The 24,999-nt window shown below is 42.8% G+C and carries 27 protein-coding genes; 22 read left to right on the forward strand and 5 right to left on the reverse strand.

Annotated elements, in window-relative coordinates:
• Window positions 1-146 precede the first annotated feature (146 nt).
• The 12 genes from yhbH to NX903_RS04400 all read left to right on the forward strand — a co-directional run bounded on the left by yhbH (window position 147) and on the right by NX903_RS04400 (window position 9,086).
• Window positions 147-1,325 carry a sporulation protein YhbH gene (gene yhbH, locus NX903_RS04345; protein ID WP_003233432.1) on the forward strand — a complete coding sequence of 393 codons (1,179 nt, stop codon included), beginning with the start codon at window positions 147-149 and terminating at the stop codon, window positions 1,323-1,325.
• 159 nt (window positions 1,326-1,484) lie between these two features.
• Window positions 1,485-1,949 carry a MarR family transcriptional regulator gene (locus tag NX903_RS04350; RefSeq protein WP_003233431.1) on the forward strand — a complete coding sequence of 155 codons (465 nt, stop codon included), beginning with the start codon at window positions 1,485-1,487 and terminating at the stop codon, window positions 1,947-1,949.
• Between the two features lie 35 nt (window positions 1,950-1,984).
• The gene (locus NX903_RS04355; protein ID WP_003233430.1) at window positions 1,985-2,650 is read left to right on the forward strand and encodes an HlyD family efflux transporter periplasmic adaptor subunit; all 666 of its coding nucleotides are present in this window, start codon (window positions 1,985-1,987) and stop codon (window positions 2,648-2,650) included.
• 40 nt (window positions 2,651-2,690) lie between these two features.
• On the forward strand, window positions 2,691-4,289 hold the full coding sequence (locus tag NX903_RS04360; protein ID WP_003233429.1) for an MFS transporter: 1,599 nt from the start codon (window positions 2,691-2,693) through the stop codon (window positions 4,287-4,289).
• Between the two features lie 22 nt (window positions 4,290-4,311).
• Entirely contained in the window at window positions 4,312-4,842 is a 531-nt protein-coding gene (locus tag NX903_RS04365) for an NAD(P)H-dependent oxidoreductase (protein ID WP_003233428.1), read from the forward strand.
• Between the two features lie 12 nt (window positions 4,843-4,854).
• Window positions 4,855-5,229, forward strand: coding sequence for a hypothetical protein (locus tag NX903_RS04370; protein ID WP_086343617.1), 375 nt, complete (start codon window positions 4,855-4,857; stop codon window positions 5,227-5,229).
• Complete coding sequence (locus tag NX903_RS04375) at window positions 5,229-5,384, forward strand: hypothetical protein (protein ID WP_072557135.1); 156 nt, start codon at window positions 5,229-5,231, stop codon at window positions 5,382-5,384. Before NX903_RS04370 ends, NX903_RS04375 begins: the two co-directional genes overlap by 1 nt.
• A 4-nt stretch (window positions 5,385-5,388) precedes the next feature.
• Window positions 5,389-6,150, forward strand: a complete 762-nt coding sequence (locus NX903_RS04380) for a hypothetical protein (RefSeq protein ID WP_042977667.1) — start codon at window positions 5,389-5,391, stop codon at window positions 6,148-6,150.
• 2 nt (window positions 6,151-6,152) lie between these two features.
• Complete coding sequence (locus tag NX903_RS04385) at window positions 6,153-6,518, forward strand: GntR family transcriptional regulator (RefSeq protein ID WP_042977668.1); 366 nt, start codon at window positions 6,153-6,155, stop codon at window positions 6,516-6,518.
• Between the two features lies 1 nt (window position 6,519).
• Window positions 6,520-7,218 (forward strand): ABC transporter ATP-binding protein, encoded by a 699-nt coding sequence (locus tag NX903_RS04390; protein WP_086343618.1) that lies wholly within the window; start codon window positions 6,520-6,522, stop codon window positions 7,216-7,218.
• Window positions 7,219-7,234: 16 nt separating this feature from the next.
• Window positions 7,235-8,152 (forward strand): ABC transporter ATP-binding protein, encoded by a 918-nt coding sequence (locus tag NX903_RS04395; protein WP_024572923.1) that lies wholly within the window; start codon window positions 7,235-7,237, stop codon window positions 8,150-8,152.
• Window positions 8,145-9,086 carry an ABC transporter permease gene (locus tag NX903_RS04400; RefSeq protein ID WP_003233421.1) on the forward strand — a complete coding sequence of 314 codons (942 nt, stop codon included), beginning with the start codon at window positions 8,145-8,147 and terminating at the stop codon, window positions 9,084-9,086. Before NX903_RS04395 ends, NX903_RS04400 begins: the two co-directional genes overlap by 8 nt.
• 91 nt (window positions 9,087-9,177) lie before the next feature.
• Here NX903_RS04400 and cspB read toward each other — a convergent pair whose 3' ends face one another.
• Window positions 9,178-9,381, reverse strand: coding sequence for a cold shock-like protein CspB (gene cspB / locus NX903_RS04405; protein ID WP_003224086.1), 204 nt, complete (start codon window positions 9,379-9,381; stop codon window positions 9,178-9,180).
• Between the two features lie 435 nt (window positions 9,382-9,816).
• Between cspB and NX903_RS04410 the strand changes: the two genes are divergently transcribed.
• Complete coding sequence (locus NX903_RS04410; RefSeq protein ID WP_014479256.1) at window positions 9,817-10,647, forward strand: MetQ/NlpA family ABC transporter substrate-binding protein; 831 nt, start codon at window positions 9,817-9,819, stop codon at window positions 10,645-10,647.
• 2 nt (window positions 10,648-10,649) lie between these two features.
• Here the strand turns inward: NX903_RS04410 and dgcK are convergent, their stop codons facing one another.
• Window positions 10,650-11,729: a diguanylate cyclase DgcK gene (gene dgcK / locus NX903_RS04415; RefSeq protein WP_003233417.1), complete on the reverse strand. Its 1,080-nt coding sequence runs from the start codon at window positions 11,727-11,729 to the stop codon at window positions 10,650-10,652.
• Between the two features lie 172 nt (window positions 11,730-11,901).
• On the opposite strand from dgcK, the gene tcyP reads away from it, so the two are divergent.
• On the forward strand, window positions 11,902-13,293 hold the full coding sequence (tcyP, locus tag NX903_RS04420; RefSeq protein WP_003244685.1) for an L-cystine transporter TcyP: 1,392 nt from the start codon (window positions 11,902-11,904) through the stop codon (window positions 13,291-13,293).
• A gap of 39 nt (window positions 13,294-13,332) precedes the next feature.
• Here the strand turns inward: tcyP and NX903_RS04425 are convergent, their stop codons facing one another.
• Window positions 13,333-13,779, reverse strand: a complete 447-nt coding sequence (locus tag NX903_RS04425; protein WP_069322471.1) for a hypothetical protein — start codon at window positions 13,777-13,779, stop codon at window positions 13,333-13,335.
• Window positions 13,780-13,928: 149 nt separating this feature from the next.
• Here NX903_RS04425 and NX903_RS04430 point away from each other — a divergent pair, with 149 nt between their 5' ends.
• Together NX903_RS04430 and NX903_RS04435 are read left to right on the forward strand one after the other, a co-directional pair.
• Window positions 13,929-14,498 (forward strand): YhcN/YlaJ family sporulation lipoprotein, encoded by a 570-nt coding sequence (locus NX903_RS04430; protein ID WP_086343620.1) that lies wholly within the window; start codon window positions 13,929-13,931, stop codon window positions 14,496-14,498.
• Between the two features lie 120 nt (window positions 14,499-14,618).
• Window positions 14,619-15,587 carry a hypothetical protein gene (locus NX903_RS04435; protein WP_003245770.1) on the forward strand — a complete coding sequence of 323 codons (969 nt, stop codon included), beginning with the start codon at window positions 14,619-14,621 and terminating at the stop codon, window positions 15,585-15,587.
• Here NX903_RS04435 and NX903_RS04440 read toward each other — a convergent pair.
• The gene (locus NX903_RS04440; protein ID WP_009966881.1) at window positions 15,519-16,172 is read right to left on the reverse strand and encodes a spore coat protein; all 654 of its coding nucleotides are present in this window, start codon (window positions 16,170-16,172) and stop codon (window positions 15,519-15,521) included. The two genes, NX903_RS04435 and NX903_RS04440, sit on opposite strands and share 69 nt — an antisense overlap.
• 82 nt (window positions 16,173-16,254) lie before the next feature.
• On the opposite strand from NX903_RS04440, the gene yhcR reads away from it, so the two are divergent.
• Together yhcR and srtA are read left to right on the forward strand one after the other, a co-directional pair.
• Complete coding sequence (gene yhcR / locus NX903_RS04445; RefSeq protein ID WP_086343621.1) at window positions 16,255-19,908, forward strand: endonuclease YhcR; 3,654 nt, start codon at window positions 16,255-16,257, stop codon at window positions 19,906-19,908.
• Complete coding sequence (gene srtA / locus NX903_RS04450; protein WP_017695407.1) at window positions 19,905-20,501, forward strand: sortase SrtA; 597 nt, start codon at window positions 19,905-19,907, stop codon at window positions 20,499-20,501. Before yhcR ends, srtA begins: the two co-directional genes overlap by 4 nt.
• A 29-nt stretch (window positions 20,502-20,530) precedes the next feature.
• On the opposite strand, the gene NX903_RS04455 is transcribed toward srtA, so the two are convergent.
• Window positions 20,531-21,439: an RluA family pseudouridine synthase gene (locus NX903_RS04455; protein WP_086343622.1), complete on the reverse strand. Its 909-nt coding sequence runs from the start codon at window positions 21,437-21,439 to the stop codon at window positions 20,531-20,533.
• A 110-nt stretch (window positions 21,440-21,549) separates the two neighbouring features.
• On the opposite strand from NX903_RS04455, the gene NX903_RS04460 reads away from it, so the two are divergent.
• The 4 genes from NX903_RS04460 (at window position 21,550) to NX903_RS04475 (ending at window position 24,850) form a co-directional block, all read left to right on the forward strand.
• Window positions 21,550-21,945: a YhcU family protein gene (locus tag NX903_RS04460; protein WP_003233401.1), complete on the forward strand. Its 396-nt coding sequence runs from the start codon at window positions 21,550-21,552 to the stop codon at window positions 21,943-21,945.
• 136 nt (window positions 21,946-22,081) lie between these two features.
• Window positions 22,082-22,504 carry a CBS domain-containing protein gene (locus tag NX903_RS04465; protein ID WP_003245462.1) on the forward strand — a complete coding sequence of 141 codons (423 nt, stop codon included), beginning with the start codon at window positions 22,082-22,084 and terminating at the stop codon, window positions 22,502-22,504.
• A 126-nt stretch (window positions 22,505-22,630) separates the two neighbouring features.
• Complete coding sequence (locus NX903_RS04470) at window positions 22,631-23,293, forward strand: HAD family hydrolase (protein WP_014479281.1); 663 nt, start codon at window positions 22,631-22,633, stop codon at window positions 23,291-23,293.
• A 15-nt stretch (window positions 23,294-23,308) separates the two neighbouring features.
• Window positions 23,309-24,850 (forward strand): bifunctional GNAT family N-acetyltransferase/carbon-nitrogen hydrolase family protein, encoded by a 1,542-nt coding sequence (locus NX903_RS04475; RefSeq protein ID WP_014479282.1) that lies wholly within the window; start codon window positions 23,309-23,311, stop codon window positions 24,848-24,850.
• Window positions 24,851-24,999 lie beyond the last annotated feature (149 nt).

Genomic DNA, 24,999 nt, shown 5'->3' on the forward strand with positions numbered 1-24,999 from the left:
TTGTCCCATTTTCTAAATAGTTTGTCAATTAAACGTGCATATGTGCATATGATGAATATAAATCTTTTCAAAAGACTTGTTTCATAATCTGGCACAAGCCGGAATACGTATGTATCACGACCACAAATGGTTAAGGAGGGGAATTCATGTCCCAAAATGACAGCGGCCATTTTTTGATTTCTGAGGAAAACTGGTCCCTCCATCGCAAAGGCTTCGATGACCAGCAGCGCCACCAGAAAAAAGTGCAGGAAGCGATCAAAAACAATCTTCCGGACCTCGTAACTGAGGAAAGCATTATTATGTCTAATGGAAAAGATGTAGTGAAGATCCCAATCCGTTCACTTGATGAGTATAAAATCCGTTATAACTATGATAAAAATAAACATGTAGGGCAAGGAGACGGCGAGAGCCAGGTTGGAGATGTTGTGGCCCGGGATGGATCAGACAAAAAACAAGGGCCTGGAAAAGGGCAGGGTGCCGGTGATCAGGCAGGCGAGGATTATTATGAAGCGGAAGTTTCATTAATGGATTTAGAAGAAGCGCTTTTTAAAGAATTAGAGCTTCCGAATCTCCAGCAAAAAGAGCGAGACAATATCATTCATACAGATATCGAGTTTAATGATATCCGTAAAACAGGGTTAACCGGTAATATTGATAAGAAAAGAACGATGATGTCAGCCTTTAAACGAAACGCAATGTCAGGAAAACCGTCGTTCTATCCAATTTATCCGGAGGACCTGAAATATAAGACGTGGAATGACATCACAAAGCCCGAATCAAAAGCCGTCGTTTTAGCCATGATGGATACAAGCGGCAGTATGGGGGTTTGGGAAAAATACATGGCCAGAAGCTTCTTTTTCTGGATGACCCGTTTTTTGCGGACAAAATACGAGACTGTGGAAATTGAATTTATTGCCCATCATACAGAAGCAAGAGTGGTCTCGGAGGAGGATTTTTTCTCAAAGGGAGAAAGCGGCGGAACAATTTGTTCTTCCGTATATCGGAAGTCGCTTGAGCTTATTGATGAAAAGTACAATCCCGCCCGCTATAACATTTACCCGTTTCATTTTTCTGACGGTGACAACCTGACATCTGATAACGCGCGCTGTGTGAAGCTGGTCAATGATATTATGAAGAAGGCCAATCTGTTTTGCTACGGCGAGGTCAATCAGTACAACAGGCATTCAACGTTAATGTCTGCATATAAAAATGTAAAAGATGAGAAATTTAAGTACTATATTTTAAAACAGAAATCTGATGTTTTTCAGGCTCTAAAGAACTTTTTCAGAAATGAAGAGTCTGGTGTAAGCCATCAATTTTCGTAATGAAAAGCCCATTTCAGGGCTTTTTTTTATTTAATAAAAGCAAGAAAACGCTTGCGAAAAAAATACGGGAGAAAAAGAAATTTTTCCTTTGACAAATCTTCTTTCATTTATTAATATTTTATCTTGTGAACTATTATTGAGGAATGAGGTGAAAAGGAGTTGACTGAATCAGAACGTGCTTTGCTCACTTTTGAACAGCTCTTCGATACGTCTCGGGCGATATATAAAAAACAGAAGAAGATATTGGAGATTGTGCTTGAGCCTTTTGATATTACAGTCCTTCAATATTTGCTGATGTTTAAAATTCATCAAAGCGGAAGCACCCCGCTAAGCAAGCTGGCAATGTCGCTTGATCTTAAGCCTGCTTCTGTGACGCGGATGACAGATATTCTGTATAAGCGCCAATTGATGAATCGATATGACAGTCCGGATGACCGCCGTATCGTCATGATTCAGTTAACCGAAGAGGGGGAAGAACTGATAGAAAAAGCCGCTGTGCAATATGCAAAAATGGGTGCTGGCTTGTACCAAAAGCTTGATACCTCCCAGCTGCAGTATTTGCGCAAACTAGCCGGAAGCTTAACGAAGCTTGCTGAAGGCTGTTCAGAAAAAAGCGGTAATTAAAAACTTCTCACATATTTTCACCAGCTTTCCGCAAAATGATAGAGGATGAAACGAAAGGAGAAAACAAAATGAACAGAGGACGTTTAATTCTGACCAACATTATCGGTTTGATTGTTGTTCTTGCAATTATAGCTGGAGGTGCTTACTACTATTATCAAAGCACAAACTACGTAAAAACAGATGAAGCAAAAGTAGCGGGCGATATGGCTGCTATTACTGCTCCAGCAGCAGGTAAAGTATCTGACTGGGATCTGGACGAAGGAAAAACAGTGAAAAAAGGCGACACAGTTGCAAAAATCAAAGGCGAACAAACTGTTGACGTAAAATCCATTATGGATGGAACAATTGTGAAAAACGAAGTGAAAAACGGACAAACCGTACAAGCTGGTACAACAATTGCACAAACGATTGACATGGACAACCTATACATCACAGCAAATATTAAAGAAACAGATATTGCGGATATTGAAGTAGGAAATAGTGTAGACGTAGTAGTTGACGGAGACCCTGATACTACATTTGACGGTACTGTAGAAGAAATTGGTTATGCGACTAACTCAACTTTTGATATGCTTCCTTCTACAAATTCAAGCGGAAACTACACAAAAGTAACACAAAAAGTTCCTGTGAAAATTTCAATCAAAAACCCATCTGATAAGGTGCTTCCTGGAATGAATGCATCTGTTAAAATTTCTGAGTAAAACAGATCAGTCATCAAACCATGAAAGGAGGTTGTCTTAGATGGCTACAGGCAAAGAAAAAAATGCAAAAAACCCTATGTCATTGCTGATTGTGCTAATGGCGGGTTTATTTTTGGCAATTCTAAACCAAACACTGCTTAATGTTGCAATGCCGCACTTAATGACTGAATTTGGCGTAAGTGCAACGACGATTCAGTGGCTGACAACAGGTTACATGCTTGTTAACGGTGTATTGATTCCGTTATCTGCTTTCCTGATTACACGATTTGGCCAGCGGAGTCTCTTTCTCGTCGCGATGTTTTGTTTTACGCTCGGTACGTTAGTCTGCGGTATCGCACCTAACTTCTCTACAATGCTGATCGGCCGTTTGATTCAGGCCGTGGGCGGAGGTATCTTGCAGCCGCTCGTTATGACAACCATTCTGTTAATTTTCCCGCCTGAAAGCAGGGGGAAAGGAATGGGGATTTTCGGGCTAGCGATGATGTTTGCTCCAGCGGTCGGCCCGACTCTTTCCGGGTGGATTATTGAGCATTATACATGGCGCATTATGTTTTACGGACTTGTGCCGATCGGCGCAATTGTTATCATTGTGGCTTTCTTCATCTTTAAAAATATGGTGGAGCCGCAAAAAATCAAACTCGATACTCTTGGCGCAATCCTCTCGATTGTCGGATTCGCCTCCTTATTATACGGAGTCAGTGAAGCCGGATCTGACGGCTGGACCGACCCGATTGTATTGTCTACAGTTATTATCGGAGCCATTGCAATTGTTGCTTTTGTTGTTCAGCAATTGCGTCATGATGATCCGATGCTTGATTTCAGAGTGTTTAAATATGACATTTTCTCACTCTCGAGTGTCATTAATATCATTATTACAGTGGCACTTTACACTGGTATGTTCCTTTTACCGATCTATCTGCAAAACCTGGTCGGCTTTACGGCGCTTCAATCCGGTCTGCTTCTGCTTCCGGGTGCGATCGTTATGCTGATTATGTCACCGATCTCAGGTATTTTGTTCGATAAATTCGGACCGAGACCGCTTGCGATTATCGGGCTTCTCGTGACAGTGGTAACAACCTATCAATACACGCAATTGACAATTGATACACCATATACACACATCATGCTGATCTATTCAATTCGTGCATTTGGTATGTCTCTCTTAATGATGCCAGTCATGACAGCCGGGATGAACCAGCTACCTGCCCGTCTGAACAGCCACGGAACGGCGATGAGCAACACGCTTCGCCAAATCAGCGGATCAATCGGAACAAGTTTAATTACGACGATTTATACAAACCGGACGACATTCCATTATTCACAAATTGCAGATAAAACAAGCACGGCGGACCCGAACTTCCTCCATGCGTTCCAAAATGCAGTTTCGAATTTAATGGTGAATATGAATGTGTCTTATGATACGGCGAAAACATATGTGTACTCACATATTTATAAACACGCGTCACTCGATTCCAATGTCATGGGGATAAATGATGCCTTTATGTGGGCAACCTTATTCTGTGTAGCAGGTTTGATTTTAAGTATCTTCCTGCGTGACGTCAGAAAAGATAAATTGCGTAAGAAGAAAAAAGAGGAGCTTTCATTACTTCCTGCTCCAAAAGAAGCTAAGGAATCTTAATCTGTACAGGGAGGTTTCCTGAATGAAAATTTATGTAGTGTATGATAGTGAAGGCGAACATACTAAAGTGCTTGCAGAAGCAATTGCTGAAGGCGCGCGAGAAAACGACGCGGCTGAAGTGTTCATCGACCATGTAGATCAGGCTGATATCCGCAAGCTTAAAGATATGGATGCGATTATTTGGGGATGCCCAGGGCATTTCGGAACAATCAGCTCCGGTCTTAAAACTTGGATCGACAGACTTGGCTACTTGTGGGCTGAAGGCGAGCTGATCAACAAAGTCGGTGCTGTCTTCTGCACAACGGCAACAACACACGGCGGCTTGGAAATGACAATGCACAATTTAATCACGCCGATGTTCCACCAAGGCATGATCGTTGTCGGACTGCCTGGCAACGTGCCTGAAAACGCACTTTATGGCTCTTATTACGGAGCAGGTGTCACTTGTCCGGTAGACAGTGATGAGTTAATGTCTGAGGAAGGTATTCAGCTTGGACGCGCGTTGGGAAGACGTGTCAGCCAAGTCACAGGAAACCTAACAGCAGGACAGTAAGGAGAGGTTGAAATGGCCATTATTATAGCAATTATTGCTGCTGTCATTGTCATTGCGGCCCTTATTACATTTAATGTCCGCAGCGCCTCACCTGGACCTGAGAAGCAAGACGCAACTGATAGAATCGCACCTCCAGAAGAGGAAAAAAACGAAGCGCATTACCCTGCTGAAGCAAGGGCTGCGGAGCATACGCCATCCGTTGTCAAAAACGATTCCCCAAAAGAGAAGCGTGACACAATGGGTGATGATATTTACAGGCAGGCGCTGCAAAAGTTTAAGCATTCTGATGAAGTTCATGCAGAAGAAGAGGTCACTGAGGAAAGTGACAAAATGCAGGACCGCAGCTATCGTGATGCGCTGCTCTCTATGAAAAATAAGAAAAAGTAATGAAAAAGGCAAATCCGTTTTCTCATGCGGGTTTGCCTTTTTTGCTGTTTCCATCAATTCGGTTTTTATCAAATAAATCCATGGAATATGTTGTATTCCATCTTGATCTAGTGTACTATGTTACTCATACACCGAGGGTTTTTTCCGGGAGGTAAAGACATGAATTCTTTTTTAGGTTTATTAAAGAAAGATATCAAGCTTTCAAGAATGTGGCTGCTAGTATGGATATGCGGAATCATTTTCTTATTGGGAACAGGCCATATTATAGCTTCTCGCACGAAAGAACCTCTAGTCATTTTTGGTTTTTTTGTTGCAGTTGCTTTTTTTCTGCTTTTCTTATCTCCTGTTTTTGTGTTTTATCACCTTCGCAAGGAAGGGAAATCACAGCTTTGGCTGTACAATCCAAATGGCGGCTTATGGCTGTTTTCTTCTAAATTGGCAGCATCTTTGCTCTATCAATTTGTGATTCAGTTGGCATTAACAGCCTATGGCATATGGATGTATCATATGCTCTCTGTAAAAAATCTGCTGGAGCATCAAGTTGATATAACGAGTACAGTGGCTTTGCTGAATATGTATGGGCTTATTTCTTCGTTAGATATGTCAGTAACAGTCATTGTGTTTTGGACTGTTTTTCACTCTCTCAGAAATTGGCGCAGAATGCGGTGGGCTGCGATGGTTCTGTTGGTTGCAGTGTGGTTATTCTTCGATGAATACATCATAAGCCCTTTGGTTGAATCTCAAAAGCATTTCTGGCCTGTAACAGTCTATTGCAATTTTGATTTTCACTTCTACAATGTTTGGATATTGGAATTAAAACCTATCCATCTGTCTGTGCTAGGGTTTCCTATTACTTTAGTCATCACATTCTTGCTGCTCATCATGGCTTCAAAACTGCTTGATCGTAAAGTAGAGGTGTAAATATGAACAATCAATTCCAATCCTCGAAACCGATTTATCTGCAGATCGCTGATCAGATCTTTTATAGGCTGGTCAGGAAGGAGCTGCTCCCAGGAGACAAGCTTCCTTCAGTAAGAGAAATGGCGATTCAAACTAAGGTAAATCCCAATACAATTCAAAGAACTTACAGTGAGATGGAAAGGCTGGGTATTGTGGAGACAAGAAGAGGTCAAGGGACGTTTATTGCGGAAAAAGCAGAAATCGTAGACGAGCTGAAAGACAAGCTGACACGAGAGGTGCTGGAAGGCTTTGTCAAGCAAATGAAAGAGCTGGGGCTAACGAAAGAGGAAATGGTAGAAGGGATTAAAACATTCACAGAGGGAGGCTAAAATGGAAATCAAGCTAGAACATGTATCAAAAAAATACGGCCGCCATACGGCCGTCAATGATGTGTCAATCACCCTATCATCCGGACGGATTTATGGCCTGATCGGACCGAACGGCAGCGGCAAGTCAACGACCCTGAAAATGATGGCTGGCCTTCTGTTTCCGACTTCAGGATTTGTGAAAGTTGATGAAGAGCAGGTTACGAGAGAAATGGTGCGTCAAACGGCTTATCTTACTGAGCTTGATATGTTTTATCCGCATTTCACTGTTAAAGATATGGTGAATTTTTATCAGTCGCAGTTTCCTGATTTTCAAACAGAACAGGCTTATAAGCTATTGAATGAGATGCAGCTGAATCCGGAAAAAAAGATCAAAAAGCTATCAAAAGGAAATCGGGGCCGGCTGAAAATCGTTCTTGCTTTAGTGAGACGGGCAGACGTCATCTTGCTTGATGAACCTTTTTCCGGGCTTGATCCGATGGTCAGGGATTCCATCGTAAACAGCCTTGTGTCGTACATTGATTTTGAGCAGCAGATTGTCGTGATCGCGACACATGAAATTGATGAAATTGAGACTTTGTTAGATGAAGTAATCATCCTCGCCAATGGAGAAAAAGTTGCGCAGCGTGAAGTAGAAGATATTCGTGAACAGGAAGGCATGTCTGTTTTGCAATGGTTTAAATCAAAAATGGAAGTTTGCTAGAAAGAGGAGGAATATGATGAAAACAGTGTTGGAATTGAAAAACGTGACTAAAAACATCAGAGGCCGAACGATCATTGATGATCTCAGTTTTACGATTCGTGAAGGCGAGGTATTCGGTTTTTTGGGACCAAACGGAGCGGGGAAAACGACAACCATCCGGATGATGGTGGGGTTAATGAAACTGTCGAAAGGTGATGTCCTCATTTGCGGCCAATCAATTACGAAAGAATATGCCAAGGCGATTAAGCATATTGGAGCGATCGTTGAGAATCCCGAGCTGTATAAATTTTTGAGCGGATATAAAAATCTCCAGCAATACGCAAGGATGGTCAAGGGTGTCACGAAGGAAAAAATTGATGAAGTTGTTGAGCTGGTCGGTTTAACAGACAGAATCCACGACAAGGTGAAAACATATTCTCTAGGGATGAGACAGCGTCTTGGCTTGGCACAATGCCTTCTGCACGATCCGAAAGTGCTGATTTTGGATGAACCGACAAACGGCCTTGATCCGGCGGGGATCAGAGAAATCAGAGATCATTTAAAGAAGCTGACCCGAGAAAGAGGAATGGCTGTCATCGTTTCAAGCCACCTGCTGTCAGAAATGGAACTGATGTGTGATCGAATTGCGATTCTGCAAAAAGGAAAGCTGATCGATATTCAAAATGTAAAAGATGAAAACATTGATGAGAATGATACATATTTCTTCCAGGTTGAGCAGCCGAGTGAAGCCGCTGCTGTTTTAAATCAGTACGATTTGCTGAGTAAGACAAATGGTGTAGAAATCAAACTGGCTAAAGAGGAAGTCCCTGCGGTTATTGAATTGCTGGTGATGCAGCAAATCCGTATTTATGAGGTCAAGGTCATAACAAAATCATTAGAGGACCGTTTCTTAGAAATGACAGGTGAAACAAAAGAGGAGGTTCAGCATGCTTAATTTGATTTATAATGAGTGGCTCAAAATTTTCAGCCGAGCCGGAACATGGGTGATGATCGGAATTCTGGGGCTGACAATGGTTGGATTTGCATTTTTGGCGAATCATTTTTCTGCTGGTGAATCAAATTCCCATTGGAAACAAGAACTTCAAGCACAAAACGCCGAATTAAAGAAAGAAATCAAAGAAGATCCTTCACTGAAAGATGGGTATAAAGAAACAATCACACTCAACGACTATCGCATCGAGCATAATATCCCTAGTGACACGGGCTATACGGTATGGTCTTATGTAACGGATTCAGCAAACTTTACCATCCTTACCGGTCTGTTTACTATTATCATCGCGGCCGGAATTGTCGCGAACGAATTTAATTGGGGAACGATTAAGCTATTAATGATTCGGCCGCTCAGCCGTTTTCAAATTTTGATGTCCAAATATATTACAGTTCTCCTGTTTGGGCTCCTGTTGCTGTTGATTTTATTTATCGGTTCTACTTTATTAGGGTTGATCTTCTTCGGAACGGGTGGTGAAACCGCCGCGAATATTCATTTAATCTATAAGGATGGCCATGTCATTGAGCAAAACATGATGGGGCATTTGGCCACAACGTATCTTTCTGAATCCGTCTCGGCTTTAATGGTGGCGACGATGGCGTTTATGCTGTCTGCGGTATTCAGAAACAGCTCTCTTGCGGTTGGTTTTTCCATCTTCTTGTTGGTTGCCGGTACGACTGCAACTGCATTTATTGCAGCGAAATTTGACTGGGCAAAGTATATATTGTTTGCTAATGTCGACTTGACTCAGTATGTGGATGGCACACCGTTAATAAAAGGGATGACTATGACGTTTTCTCTCGTCATGCTGGCGATCTACTTTATCATCTTCCTGTTGCTTGCTTTCGGAATCTTCATGAAGCGGGATATTGCAAACTAATAAATAAAGCTGTTTTGCTTATGCAAAACAGCTTTTTTGTCAAAATAAAAACTGCAGGTTTGCACCTGCAGTTTTTCATATCAATTTATGCTTACGCTTCTTTAGTAACGTTAGCAGCTTGTGGTCCGCGGTTTCCTTCAACGATTTCAAAAGAAACAGCTTGGCCTTCTTCTAAAGTTTTGAAGCCTTCGCCTTGAATAGCAGAGAAATGAACGAATACATCGTCTTGACCTTCTACTTCGATGAATCCGAAACCTTTTTCAGAGTTGAACCATTTTACTTTACCTTCTAACATGAAATTTCCTCCTAAAGCGATCATAACGCTTAAATTCACTATTCTTGCTCTTAACAAACTTTCAAGACGAAAACTCTTACAAAACTTTCTTCTTAAAGATAGTTCGAACAAAAATAATTACCTTTACTCTACCAGTAATCTTCAGAAAAAACAACTGCTTATTGAAACTTTTTTCGGAAAATACCATATTTATTTTTCAATTTGATATTTATTTGCGGAAATTCATCTGCTTTCTCGATATGTGATCATACGTTTGCCTTAGTATTTCTTCATTTTGGGAAGATAAGTAATAGGAATTGACAACCTTATTGGATATGAGTAAGGTAAAAGTTAATCAATATTACAAATGACAACGTTTATCAACTAAGAGAGCGTATGATTTTTATGTCTGATATTGCTTGCATGCTCTAATACATAGATAGGAGTATGGTCACAATGAAAAAGTGGCTTATATGCAGTTTTGTCCTTGTTCTTCTCGTTTCATTTACTGCATGTTCACCGTCTGCAGAACATGAATCGATAAAAATCGGGATTGCTGAGTCTGACGGGGCAATATGGAACTATATTGCTCAAAAGGCTGAAGAGGCAGGGCTGGATATTCAGCTGATCCCTTTTTCTGATTATGCGGAGTCTGATATCGCACTTGCTAACAAAGAAATTGATGCCAACGCCTTTCAAACCATTTCATATTTTCAGTCGTTCACTCAAAAATACAAACTTAATTTGGCACCGCTCGGAACGACATACATAACGCCCATGGGCATTTATTCAAAACGATATGACCGAATCCGAGATATACCGCGAGGAGCTGTCGTTTCTGTTCCGGATAAAGCGTTCGATTTTGGCAGGGCGCTTACGGTGCTCCAGGAAGCGGGTTTGCTAACGCTGAAAAACGGATTTAACGGAACAGGTTCAGTTGATATGATTAAAGATAATCCGAGACACCTGAAATTAAAAGCTGTCCGGCAACAGGATGCAGTAAGCGGTGCCGACGTGTTTGTCATGAAACCATCAGAAGCAAAAAAAGCGGGCCTGAACCCGAAAAAGCATACGCTAAAGAGCGGCGGACCCATGTCTGGGGAAGAGATGAATTTGATTGTTGTTAGAGCGGAGGATCAAGATCGGGAAGCGCTGCAAACCATTCTTGAGCTTTATCAAGCTGATGATACAGCGGCATTTATAGAAAAAGAATACCAGGGAGATCTTGTCCCGGCTTTTCTGCCTTTGAAACGTCTTTCAGATTGGAAGAATGAATTCGAACATTGAATTCATTCTTTTTTTTCTGAAAAACATACTCTGTTCCGTCCCGTTTCTTTCGCTTTGTAAAGCATTTGATCGGCAAGAATGGGCAAGGATCCTGGCTGTTCCGTATTATTGGGGTAATGAGCGGCCCCTAGTGATATCGTAACTGAAAGCTCTTCACCGTTTGTTAATACAATCGGTGCATCACTTACAGTTCTCCTGATCCGTTCAGCGATCCGGGCTGCTTTATCAAGAGAACAGTTCGGCAGGAGCACGGCAAATTCTTCACCGCCGATACGAGCGGCAGGATCAGTATTTCGGATGCTCTGCTTCAGACGTAACCCCAACTCTTTGAGCACCTGATCTCCTTCATGATGGCCATATTGGTCATTGATGGTCTTAAAATGATCGATATCCATATAAATCAGTGCAAATTGAAAATGCGGGGTATCGGCCGCCTGCTGATACAGAGCTTTTGTGGTTTCTTCAAATTTTCTTCGGTTATACACGCCTGTTAAAAAGTCAAAGTGCGCCTGAAACTTATATTGTTTAAAAAGAAGATGTGCATTTGTTTCATGATCAATAATATATAAACTGAGCATGCCGCCCGCTATTGATATGATCCAAAAATACAAATGAAGTTCGTATGAATGTAAATCTATAAGAAAATAAAAGGAAAAGGAGATCAAGCTATTTGTGATTATTAAAAGATAGAAAGCATGTTTTAGTTGAACTTTTTTTCTTCTAGAAACAATGAGTGACGGAATGGCAGCGATACAAATGATAATAACCGAGTATAGTGCAGATGTGTTCATCGTAATCAGCAAGCGGCCTGCAGTGATCATGGCCAGGGCCGTTGCCGTTGAAACCCAGCCTCCATAAAGAGCGGCAATCATAATAGGGATATTTCGAAGATCAATAATTGAATGCTGATAGGTAAATCCAAAAACCATCAGAATAACCCCGAGCAAACCGCAGGCCAGTCCTTTAACAGCTTGAAAAGATATGCTGTCTTTTTTATGTACTAGCCTTTCTTTAAACAGGTGGGTGAAGAGATAATTAAATGTGATTAAAATGGTCAAATTTACAAACAGTTCTTTCAGCAAATATTATCACCCTTATATAAGGTACTAAAGATGGAAGGGAAAGAAAAGAACAAAAAAGGCATTATATAAGGTTTTTTTACTTGAATTGATAAGTTAAAATAATTCGCACTTGACCCATCGGAATTAGTGTAATATAGTAAATGAGAAAATTTGAAGGGAGAGTTTACCTGCTTTGGAGACTTTACTGGTTGTATTACATGTATTTATTTTATTTTTACTTATCTTAGGGCTCTTTGTTATGCAGAAAAAACATGTTTCCTTCTCTAAACGTGTATTTACTGCGCTGGGGCTGGGGATTGTATTCGGATTTGCGCTTCAGCTGATTTACGGCCCGACTTCAAATATAGTCATTCAAACAGCCGACTGGTTTAATATCGCCGGGGGCGGATATGTCAAATTGCTTCAGATGGTTGTCATGCCGCTCGTCTTTATTTCGATTCTCGGTGCATTTACAAAACTGAAGCTGACAAAAAATCTTGGGAAAATCAGCGGTTTGATTATCGGGATTTTAGTAGCAACAACAGCAGTTGCTGCAGCTGTCGGTATCGCGTCCGCGCTTTCATTTGATCTGCAGGCGATTCAGGTTGACCAAGGAAGTACAGAGCTTTCACGGGGACAGGAGCTTCAGCAGAAATCAGAGGATATGACAGCGAAAACGCTGCCGCAGCAGATTGTTGAACTGCTGCCTGGAAACCCGTTTTTAGATTTTACGGGAGCTAGACCGACTTCAACGATCGCTGTCGTTATTTTTGCCGCTTTCCTTGGAGTGGCATTCCTCGGCGTAAAACACAAACAGCCGGAACAGGCAGAAACATTTAAAAAACTGGTTGATGCCGTTTATGCCATTGTCATGCGTGTTGTCACACTCATTTTGAGACTGACGCCTTATGGGGTGCTAGCCATCATGACAAAAACAATTGCAACGAGTGATCTTGACAGCATTCTAAAACTGGGCATGTTCGTGATTGCATCATATGCCGCGTTAATCACTATGTTTATCATTCATTTGCTGCTGCTGACGTTCAGCGGCTTGAATCCGGTGATTTATTTGAAAAAAGCGGTGCCTGTACTTGTATTTGCATTTACGTCAAGGTCTAGCGCAGGTGCTTTACCGCTGAATATTAAAACACAGAGAAGCATGGGTGTACCGGAGGGAATCGCAAACTTTGCCGGTTCGTTCGGTCTTTCGATCGGCCAAAATGGATGTGCCGGCATTTATCCTGCGATGCTGGCGATGATGATTGCTCCGACTGTCGGCCAAAATCCATTTGACCCGGTGTTTATTATCACTGTTATCGCAGTCGTTGCCATCAGCTCCTTCGGGGTTGCCGGAGTCGGCGGCGGAGCGACATTCGCGGCGCTTCTTGTTTTATCATCATTAAACATGCCTGTCGCGCTCGCCGGTTTGTTAATCTCAATTGAACCGTTAATCGACATGGGGCGTACTGCTTTGAATGTCAGCGGAAGCATGACATCCGGTCTTATTACAAGTAAGGTCACAAAAGAAATTGATCAAGGGGCATTTCATGATCAATCCAGAGTGATTGAAGCTGAAGAAGCGTAACATATGAAAACGTGTAATCCAAGAGGATTACACGTTTTTTTAACGGCCAGGCTCTAAGTCCTCCAGCATTTCCATCATCGTGTTGTCGTCCATGACATTCATTGCGCTTTGTTCAAAATGAATGGGTTCAGCATAATGCGGCTGTCTTTTTTTCGCGGCTGTCTCAGTTTGCCTAGTTTGAGACTGTGTATGCTGGTGCTGTGTTTGCTGCTGTCCGGCGTGCTGGTGCTGACGGCCATTTTGCCGCTGGCTTTGATGTTGCGAACGGTCTTGGTTATCCCCGCTGCCTCCGCCAAATGCTTGTTTGACTATGTTTCCTACATTAGAAGCATCAAATGTGTTATTTTCTGAATTTCTTCTGTTCATTTGTCCTGTGATAAACCCGCTGATTCTTTGGCGGATCTGAGGTGATAATGCAGCAATAAGCATAGTTGATCCTATGATCAATGCTGCGGGGCTGATTCCTCTTCGCTGGTTAAACAACATGATCCCTCCTTTGTAGTGTATTCATATTTTCCCCCTCGTTAGACAAATTAACCGTTATATTTCCCGGGAAAGCATTTCCTCCAGATTTGCATGCATAATTAAACCCAGTTAGAAAAACCTATAAGTAAAGTGATAAAGGAGGAATTCACATGTTTGGAAAAAAACAAGTCCTTGCGTCTATGCTTCTTATCCCTTTGCTTATGACTGGCTGCGGTATGGCCGACCAAGGTGAGGGCAGACGTGATAATAATGATGTAAGAAACGTAAATTATCGAAATCCGGCCAATGACGATATGCGGAATGTAAACAATCGGGATAACGTTGACAACAATGTTAATGATAATGTCAATAACAATCGTGTAAATGACGATAATAACAACGACCGAAAACTTGAGGTTGCTGATGAAGCAGCTGATAAAGTAACAGACCTAAAAGAAGTAAAGCATGCCGATATCATTGTGGCTGGAAATCAAGCCTACGTTGCAGTCGTTTTAACCAATGGAAATAAAGGTGCAGTAGAAAACAATCTGAAGAAAAAAATAGCCAAAAAGGTAAGATCTACTGACAAAAACATTGATAATGTTTACGTTTCAGCTAACCCTGATTTTGTAGAGCGTATGCAAGGATATGGAAAGCGTATTCAAAATGGTGACCCAATCGCCGGATTATTTGATGAATTTACACAAACTGTACAGCGTGTATTCCCTAACGCTGAATAAATGAAAGAAGCCGCACAATTTGTGCGGCTTTTTCTTTGCGTTAATGACACACTGCGAACTCAGGCTGCATAGAGTAAAAATAAAAAGGTACAAGACGGACCGGCTCAGGGAGGGAGACGTTTGCGGGATGGCATAGGAAAGCGTGCGGCATCCGCTCTATTCCTGTGCGGAGTCCTTGTGATGCTGGCTGTAAGCTCAGCCATCGTATCAAGCGCGATGTATATCCTGTCTTTTCCAGGTCAGGCATCTGGAATAACAAAAGAACAAGTGACGAAGCACATGAAGAAAGAGTCATTCAAACAGGCCGATATTTATTACACTTCTAAGGAAAAGTCCTTACTGCCATTGACGAAAGAAACGCTTGAATATGCGGTCAGTATTAATCAGATTATGATTGGATATTCGAATCAAAAGCCTATTGACATTATTTTTTTTCCTAATGAAAAACAGATGGAGGCTTACTCCGGTTTATTGGATGTAGTTGGTTTTTATTCTGAACGGGAGCAGCTGATCGGATTGTTGCCTGAAGAGAAAAAGAAACTGTTAGAAGGGGACGAGGTAGCAGTTTATTTGTACCAGAGATTGTTGATTCATGAATACTCGCACCATGCGTTTCACCAGAAATTGAAGGAGCTTGAGACGGATCCCGATGAGTTTCCGTTATGGTTTCATGAAGGGTTAAGCGAGTGGATTGCGAACTATGAATTGCTCATAGATCCGATCACGTTTTCTGTCGTGCCCTTTGACCGTTTGCAGACTGATCGAGACTGGCAGGAAGCTAGAGCCGAATATGACACTGATGTCTATTTGCAAAGCTTTTATATGATCGATGAGCTGACGGACAAATACGGGAAAGACATTATTTCAGAAATGATTAAGGAAACGGCAAAAAAAGGGGACTTTGAAAAAGGGTTTAAATCAGCAACAAAGGAAAGTCTTGATCAATTTGAAAAAGATTTTAAGAAAAAATTTGAAAAAAACAGTGCGGCATTGGATAGTATCTATCCAATGCCTTTGTTATTAGTGAAGTCCTTGCTGACCCATTCCGCCTTGTGTCGGAGGCATTTGTCCTTGGGCAGGGGCGAATGAATTTCGCAGCTGTTCCATATCCTGCGCATCAAGCTGAGGAACCTGGTAATAGCCGTGTTTGTTTTGGTATAGGAAAATTTCAAATGCCATTTCAACATACTCCTGAATTTGCGCAGACAGTACGCGTCTTACGGCCGGATTTGTCATTTCCAGAGAAGCCATCGTCAGCATAGAAGCTTGTGCTTTAATCGCGCAAAGCATTTGTCGGCTGATGATGCTGTCATCAATATCATTCATGGATTGAACAGGTTTTTTAGGCTGTGACGGCTGCATGCCGTAAACAGTCTGGTTGTCTTCCTTCATCATATAAGTTGCTGTTTTTTGTGAAGGTTCGCTTCCTGTTTTGAAGCATTCTGCAGTTATATTGTATTGAGATGTGATGAATTGATGTTGACGATCAAGGATGTTTAGTAATTCTTGATCCTTACAGAATTGTCTCAGCATCATAAACTGATCAAGCACAGTAAGTGTTCCGGAAAGCACCTCATGCATATCAAACATTTCATGTCCGCCGTGGTTTTTATGCGGTTTGCCAGGAATACCTTTGTTCATTTGGGATTGCTGCTGCTGATTGAACTGATCCAAACCGAATTCCTCCTTTTTTTTCAGATCAGCTGTATTTTGTGTCAGTCTGCCGTGTATTATGCAGAAGCCTGAAAGGAATTATATGCTGTCTGTCGAAATGATAAGCAGACAAAATCGTTGTCATTATGTGTATAAGGGAGGAAATATGATGAGGCGTATTCTGCATATTGTGTTGATCACGGCATTAATGTTCTTAAATGTAATGTACACGTTCGAAGCTGTAAAGGCAGCTGAACCGCAACAGCCTATATCGATTGAGAAGGCAATACAGCAAAAAGAAGGACAGGCGCTTGTCGAAGGATATGCAGTCGGCCAGGCTGTTTCCCCGCAGCATTATAAGCTGACAAGCCCTTTTTCAAATGATTATAATGTTGCGCTGGCAGACCGTAAAAACGAAACATCGCCCGAACACATCCTTCCTGTGCAAATCCCCTCCGCCTTCAGAAGCCAATTTGGGCTGCAAACCAATCCGCTTCTTCTAGGGAAAAAGATAACGGTTCAAGGAAAGCTTGAAAATTACTTTAACACGACAGGACTTAAAAACGTTCAGTCGATGAACGTAACCGATGACACAAAAACTCCGCCGGCTGAACAGCAAGTGACCATAAATGAAGCACGGGGAAGGCTGAATGAAGAAGTAACGATAAAAGGGATCATTACAGCTGATCAAAACGCAATCGGAGGCGGGAAGCTGTCGACCTTTTTGCAAGATGAAACCGGAGGCATTAACATTTATTCGCCATCCCCTGAACAATTTCCCGAATTAAAAGAGGGTATGGATGTCACGGTGACAGGGAAAATCACGTCTTACCAGGGGCTGAAAGAAATCGTTCCAAACTCATCAGGCATCAAAATCAACCAGTCAAATCAATCCCTCCCCGCCCCCAAACACTTAACAATCAATGAACTTATTAACGGCAGCCTAGGTGATCAGTATGAAGGACGCCTTGTGAAACTAACCGCTTTTGTTTCCTCAATTCCAAGTTCTCCTGCCGGCGGCGGTTACAATGTAACAATGATTGATGACGACCATCATGCAATGACGCTCCGGGTTATGAATGAAACAGGGGTGATAAACGAGCTTGATGAGGGCAAATGGTATGAATTTACCGGTGTGTTAAGCAGATACCAAACCTTTCAGCTGCTTCCGCGAAAATCGGCTGACCTGAAGCTGCTTGAAGAGCAGCCCGCACCTCCGTCTGCAGAGGGAGAATATGAAGGGATTGTTGACCGGGTAGTTGACGGCGATACCATTCATCTTAAATCTCCGGTGCTTGGAACGACAAAAATCCGGTTTGTAAATGTAGATACACCCGAAACATATCACACACCAAAAAATGACGCAGATGAAAATCAATTAAGATTTGGCAAAAAAGCATCTGACTATCTAAAAACGGTTCTGTCCCCGGGTGATAAAATTACTGTCAAGGTCGGGAGTGAAGCCAAGGACAGCTATGGCAGATTGCTCGGACAAGTCATAACCGAATCAGGTTCAAACGTGAACTTAGAGCTTGTAAAAAACGGCTATGCTCCGACGTATTTTATTTGGCCGGTTGACAATGAAGAGGATTATCAGCAGTTTCAGGCCGCAGTAGCCGCTGCAAAAAAAGACCAAAAAGGAATTTGGAATGAAAACGATCCGCTCATGGAAATGCCGTTTGAATTCAGAGCCAGAGAGCAAGGGAAAGGCCTGACAAGATATGTGGGGGACTCGTCGAATAAAACATATGTGCAGCCAGCTCACTGGAAGAAGGTAGCTGTGGAAAACAGAATTTTCTTCGCTTCAGCAAGTGAAGCGGAGAGCGCGGGATATAAAAAAACGCAAACGGCACCTAAAGAACATGTGCCGCTTAGAATTCTCAGCATGAATGATTTGCATGGCAAAATCGATCAGCAATATGAGCTTGATCTTGATGGAAATGGAACTGCAGACGGCACGTTTGGACGCATGGATTATGCCGCCGCATATTTAAAAGAAAAAAAGGCTGAAAAGAAAAACTCGCTGATTGTGCACGCGGGAGATATGATCGGCGGAAGCTCTCCAGTTTCCTCTCTTCTTCAGGATGAACCGACTGTAGAACTGATGGAGGACATCGGATTTGATGTCGGAACCGTGGGAAACCACGAATTTGATGAAGGCACGGATGAACTGCTGAGGATCTTAAACGGCGGTGATCATCCGAAAGGCACAAGCGGATATAATGGACAGAATTTCCCCCTAGTATGTGCCAATTGTAAAATGAAATCAACTGGAGAGCCCTTTTTGCCGGCTTACGACATCATTAATGTGGAGGGCGTACCCGTTGCTTTTATCGGAGTTGTCACACAGTCGGCAGCTGGCATGGTTATGCCTGAAGGGATAAAGAATATCGAGTTTACAGATGAAGTGACAGCGGTGAATGAGGCGGCCAAAGAGCTCAAGAAAAAAGGCGTGAAGGCCATCGTAGTTCTCGCACATATGTCAGCTGAACAAAACAGCAACGCCATTACCGGTGAGTCTGCTGATCTTGCAAACAAAACAGATTCTGAAATTGACGTGATTTTTGCCGCGCATAATCATAAGGTAGTTAACGGCGAAGTGAATGGAAAACTGATTGTTCAAGCGTATGAATATGGAAAAGCGATAGGTGTCGTTGATGTAGAGATCGATAAAACAACAAAAGATATTGTCAAAAAGTCCGCGGAAATCGTATATGTGGATCAAAGTAAAATCCAACCTGATGCCAGCGCTTCAGCCATTTTAAAGAAATACGAAGCTATTGCTGAACCGATTATCAGCGAGGTAGTCGGCGAAGCCGCTGTTGATATGGAAGGGGGGTATTCAAATGACGGCGATACACCTCTTGGAAACCTGATTGCGGATGGTATGAGAGCTGCCATGAAAACGGATTTCGCCCTTATGAATGGCGGCGGCATACGTGAAGCGCTGAAGAAGGGCTCGATTACGTGGGGAGATCTTTACAATATTCAGCCGTTTGGAAATGTGTTAACGAAGCTTGAGATTAAAGGAAAAGATTTAAGAGAGATTATCAATGCTCAAATCTCGCCGGTTTTTGGGCCTGACTACAGCATCAGCGGGTTTACGTATACGTGGGATAAAGAAACCGGAAAAGCAGTTGATATGAAAATGGCAGATGGCACCGAGATCCAGCCCGATGCCACATATACATTGACCGTCAACAACTTTATGGCGACGGCGACAGGAGCCAAATATCAGCCAATCGGACTGCTGGGAAAAAATCCGGTGACAGGGCCTGAGGATTTGGAAGCGACAGTTGAGTACGTGAAGAGTTTTGATGAGCCAATTGCGTATACAAAAGAGGGAAGAATTAAGCTTGCTGAAGTCAGTGATATTGAAGACCCTGTAACAGAAGACCCGATTACGGAAGAGCCTGGAGATGATCCGGGGACGGAGGATCCGATTAAAGAGGATCCAAGGCCAGATGAAGATTTGCCTGATATAAAAGAAACTCCGGGAACAGCACCGGTTCATCAGCTTCCGCCTTCAGCCATTTCGAGATTCAATGAAATACCAATCAACAACACAAAAACCGCTGATACTGCTAATAGCATCAGCACATTGCCGTTACAAACCGAGGCTGCGGAAAGCGGGTCTGATCATCAGCTTCCGGATACGTCAGCGGGCTACTATAACTTTATGGTAATCGGTGCGGCGGTGACATTGTCAGGAACTTATCTATATGTCAGAAGAAAAAGGAGCGCCTCCAGAACGTGAAAAAAGTTATTCCACTATTCATCATTGCTGCCGGCCTAGTGATCGCAGGCTATGGAGGCTTTAAATTGATCGATACGAATATGAAAACGGAACAGACATTAAAAGAAGCAAAACTTGCGGCTGAAAAGCCGCAGGAACCTTTGGGGACGAAAAATAGCACAGATCAAGCAAAGAACAAAGCATCATTTAAGCCTGAGACCGGCCAAGCGAGCGGAATTTTGGAAATACCGAAAATCAATGCAGAGCTTCCGATCGTGGAGGGCACCGATGCTAATGATTTAGAAAAAGGTGTCGGGCATTACAAGGACAGCTATTATCCTGATGAAAACGGGCAAATTGTGCTGTCGGGGCATCGGGATACCGTGTTTCGCCGGACGGGAGAGCTGGAAAAGGGGGATCAGCTCCGTCTTCTCCTGTCATATGGAGAATTCACATATGAAATTGTAAAAACAAAAATTGTCGATAAGGATGACACATCTATTATCACGCTCCAGCATGAAAAGGAGGAGCTTATTCTAACGACCTGCTATCCGTTTTCATACGTCGGAAATGCCCCGAAACGCTATATTATATATGGAAAACGAGTGACTTAAAAAGCCGAGGCAGTGCCTGCGGCTTTTCTTCATGAAAAATATGTGCGGCAAAGGTTTTCCATATCAGCAGGGAAAGGGGCTTCAGCAACTATGAGCTCGTCTGTTATCGGGTGAACCGCTTGTACTTTATTGGCGTGCAGTGCCTGCCTGTTTAGCAGCTTGCTCCCGCCTCCGTAAAGCGAGTCTCCTGTCAACGGATGTCCGAGGCTCGCCAGATGAACACGGATTTGGTGTGTTCTGCCTGTTTCCAGCTCTAATTCAACGAGCGACAGCCGTTCTTTCGCATTGCTGACCATTACCTTGAAATGAGTGACGGCTGTTTGCCCGCCTGGTGAAACCCGGCGTCTTGTCGGGTGTGATCGGTCTCTGCCGATCGGTGAATTAATTGTCCCTTTTTTCGTCCGTAGCTTACCTTCAGCGATGGCGGTATACGTACGCTTCAGCGTCTTTTTCTCTAACTGCTGGTCTAAGATGGCGTGTGCCAAACGATGCTTGGCAAAAACGATAGCGCCAGATGTATCCTGATCAAGACGATGGACGTGGCGCACCTTACATGTTTCGCCATTTATCTGATAATGATACGCGATCAAATTAGCCAGTGTGCCGGTTTGCCCATCCTCATTCGGATGCGTTGCGATGCCAGCGGGTTTATTGACGATGAGCATATGATTGTCCTCATATAAAATATCAAGCTCGCCATACTCCGGAATGACCGAAGATGCTTCACTTTCCTGAAGATCAATGAACACGCGGTCTCCCTTTTTTACAATCATATTGTTTAAGACGGATTCGTGATTGACCTTTATCTGTTGATGGGACATCCAGTCTTGTATCACTGGTTTAGAAGCTTTGAGCGCTGTTTTGAGTACGGAAAACAGCCATTGGCCGTCCTGTTTTTCATTGATGAGGATCTCAAGCCCTCTGCCTTTTTGGTTCATGTTAAATGGCTCCTTTTCGAAGCGGAAGGCTGCTGTTTCTCATAGGAAACACTTACCTTAGCTTTCGCGTTTTTTTCTGTGCTATTCTTGAGTAAGACTTAGGATATTCGATGGCAAGAAAGGTGATTGACGTGAGAATTGTGAACGCAGCAACTGCAGAACAGGAGAGCTTTATCAAGGAGCTGTCTATGGAGCTGATCCATGATGTATTTCCTCTTTATTTCTCCGAACTGGACATTCAGCGCTTTAAAAAGAAAGGCGTTCTGTCTTTAAATAACCATTATTACCAAGGAACATTAAAAGAAGCATTTCAAATTATGGCTTGTCTGCAAATGATACATATTATCCTGACCAAGCCTTCGCCGCACTCTGATTTGAGTGATCAGGCGATTTTTGAAAAAAACAGCAAGATGCTGAATGATTTTGGGATTTATTTTCCGTTTGCTTTTTCTGACTTTCAAAAGAAGACTAACAAAGCCTTTTTCGGTCAAAGAAGGCTAATATAATCATGCGGCAAGGGCTTTTCTATTTTTAGAAAAGCTCTTTTTGTATCAGAGAAATCATATCATAAAACCTTTCCTCTAACTCCCTTTTTAAACGGCTCGTGTCTGAACATACTAATGATTGAAAGGGGTGCTGACAATGAGTTCAGTTAAAGATACAATGACAACGCAGGTGGCAACCGTTTCTCCGAATCAAACGATTCAGGAAGCGGCTTCTCTAATGAAACAGCATAACGTCGGGGCGATCCCCGTTGTAGAGCAAGGTGTTTTAAAAGGAATGCTGACTGACCGTGACATTGCATTAAGAACTACAGCTCAGGGCCGTGATGGCCAGACACCCGTTTCAGAAGTGATGTCAACAGAACTCGTATCAGGAAACCCTAATATGAGTCTGGAAGACGCGTCGCAGCTGATGGCCCAGCACCAAATCCGCCGCCTTCCTATTGTAGATCAAAACAATCTAGTCGGGATCGTTGCGCTTGGAGACCTGGCAGTCAATCAGATGTCGAACGAGTCTGCGGGATCAGCGCTGACAAACATTTCTCACCAAAACATTCATTAATAAGAAAGAGCTTGCAGTGTGCAGGCTCTTTCTTCACATAAAACCTTACTTTTTGAAAGCGGACTTGTTTCGGGGTATAGTGAGTGTATACATATGTCTCAATTCGTACTAAAGGAGTTGTACCCAGTGATTAAAGCGTTAATTTTTGATTTTGACGGGCTTATTCTAGATACAGAAACACACGAATATGAGGTTCTTCAGGAAATATTTGAAGAGCACGGCTCAGTGCTGCCGCTATCTGTCTGGGGAAAGGTCATCGGAACTGCTGCGGGTTTCCGGCCTTTTGAATATTTAGAAGAGCAGATCGGGAAAAAGCTGAACCATGAAGAGCTCACACAATTGAGAAGAGAGCGGTTCGCCAAACGCATGGAAACAGAAAAAGCGAGACCTGGTGTCGAAGCGTATTTGAATGCGGCAAAGGATTTAGGCTTAAAAATAGGCCTTGCCTCCAGCTCTGATTATAAATGGGTGTCCGGCCATTTGAAGCAAATCGGCCTGTTTGATGATTTTGAAGTTATTCAAACGGCTGATGATGTGGAAGAGGTGAAGCCGAATCCTGAACTCTATTTATTGGCGGCAAAGAACCTGGGGGTATCGCCAGCGGAATGTCTCGCGTTTGAGGATTCTGTCAATGGTTCGATTGCTGCGAAACGTGCAGGAATGAAGTGTGTCATTGTCCCGAATAAAGTAACGGGCACCTTGATGTTTGAAGACTATGATCACAGGCTTGAATCAATGGCGGAAATGGAGCTCGCCCTATTGCTTGATCATCTGAACTCACAAAACTAGAAAGGAGCGAGTAGGTTGTCTGAGAAATTAGATTTGACCCGGTTTGAAAAGAAAATGGTTATCCGCAATATCGAAGAGAAAGACATCGACAAGATTATCGATCTTCAAAAGGACTGCTTTCCGGGGATGGAACCTTGGAAGCGAGAGCATTTAATCAGCCATTTGGAGCATTTTCCAGACGGGCAGTTTTGTGCAGAATTCGAAGGTGAAATTATCGGTTCGTGCTCAAGTCTCCTGATTAACTTTGATGAATATGATGACCGCCATACGTGGCAGGACATTACAGATGACGGTTATATCACCAACCATAATCCTGACGGCTTGAATATGTACGGAATTGAAGTCATGGTGCACCCGAAATACAGACGAATGAAGATCGGCCACCGTTTGTACGAGGCGAGAAAGGACTTAGCCAGACGCTTAAACCTGAAAAGCATCATCATAGGCGGACGGATTCCAAACTATCACAAATATGCAGATGAAATGACAGCGAGAGAGTATGTTGAACAGGTGACACGCCACCAAATATACGATCCGGTTCTTTCTTTTCAGCTGATGAACGGCTTTACCCTTATGCGAATTAACCCGAATTATCTCCCAGATGATACAGCTTCGATCAAGTATGCGACGCTGATGGAATGGAATAATGTCGATTATCTACCGCAGCAGACAAAACGCTATTATAAATCGGCGTTCCCTGTTAGAATTTGTGTGATCCAATACGAAATGAAGAAAATTTATTCCTTTGAGGAATTTGCGAATCAAGTAGAATACTATGTCGATGTTGCTTCCGACGCAAGATCTGATTTTGCGGTGTTCCCGGAAATTTTCACAACCCAGCTGATGTCTTTCCTTGAGGAACGGTCACCGAGCTTGGCGGTGCAGAGAATTACCGAGTATACAGAAGATTACATCAGCCTGTTTACTGACTTGGCTGTGAAGTATAACGTCAACATTATCGGCGGATCTCATTTCGTCGAAGAGGAAGGCAAGATCTATAATATCGCTTACCTGTTCAGACGGGACGGAACAATCGAAAAGCAATACAAACTCCATATTACGCCGAATGAACGCAAATGGTGGGGGATCAGCGCAGGAGACCAAGTTCGCGTGTTTGATACGGACTGCGGGAAAATCGCGATCCAGATCTGTTATGACATTGAATTTCCTGAGCTTGCCCGGATTGCGGCTGATAAAGGAGCCAAAATCATCTTTACGCCATTTTGTACAGAAGACCGTCAAGGCTATCTGCGTGTCAGATACTGTTCGCAGGCTAGAGCGGTTGAAAATCAAATTTATACGGTTATCTCTGGAACGGTCGGAAACCTTCCGCAAACGGAAAACATGGATATCCAATACGCCCAGTCAGGCATCTTTGCCCCGTCTGATTTTGAATTCGCCCGAGACGGCATTGTCGGCGAAACAAACCCGAATATTGAAATGGTTGTCATCGGCGATGTTGACCTGGAAATTCTCAGAAGACAGCGCCAAAACGGTACAGTGCGCCAGCTAAAAGACAGACGGCGTGATATTTATCATATTCAATATAAAAAATAATTCCCAAAAAACCCGCCTGAATTGGCGGGTTTTTTAAAACAAAAGCGGAATTGTTTAGGTGCTTTCTTTAAAAAAAGTAAATTGTATAGTGGAGGAGCCTTATGGAGTTTCTGTATTTTCGCCATTTCCTATATCATACAGAAATCGGC

Origin of the sequence: Bacillus sp. FSL R5-0576, from assembly GCF_038004765.1 — a bacterium.
GTDB classification, from domain to species: Bacteria; Bacillota; Bacilli; order Bacillales; family Bacillaceae; genus Bacillus; species Bacillus subtilis.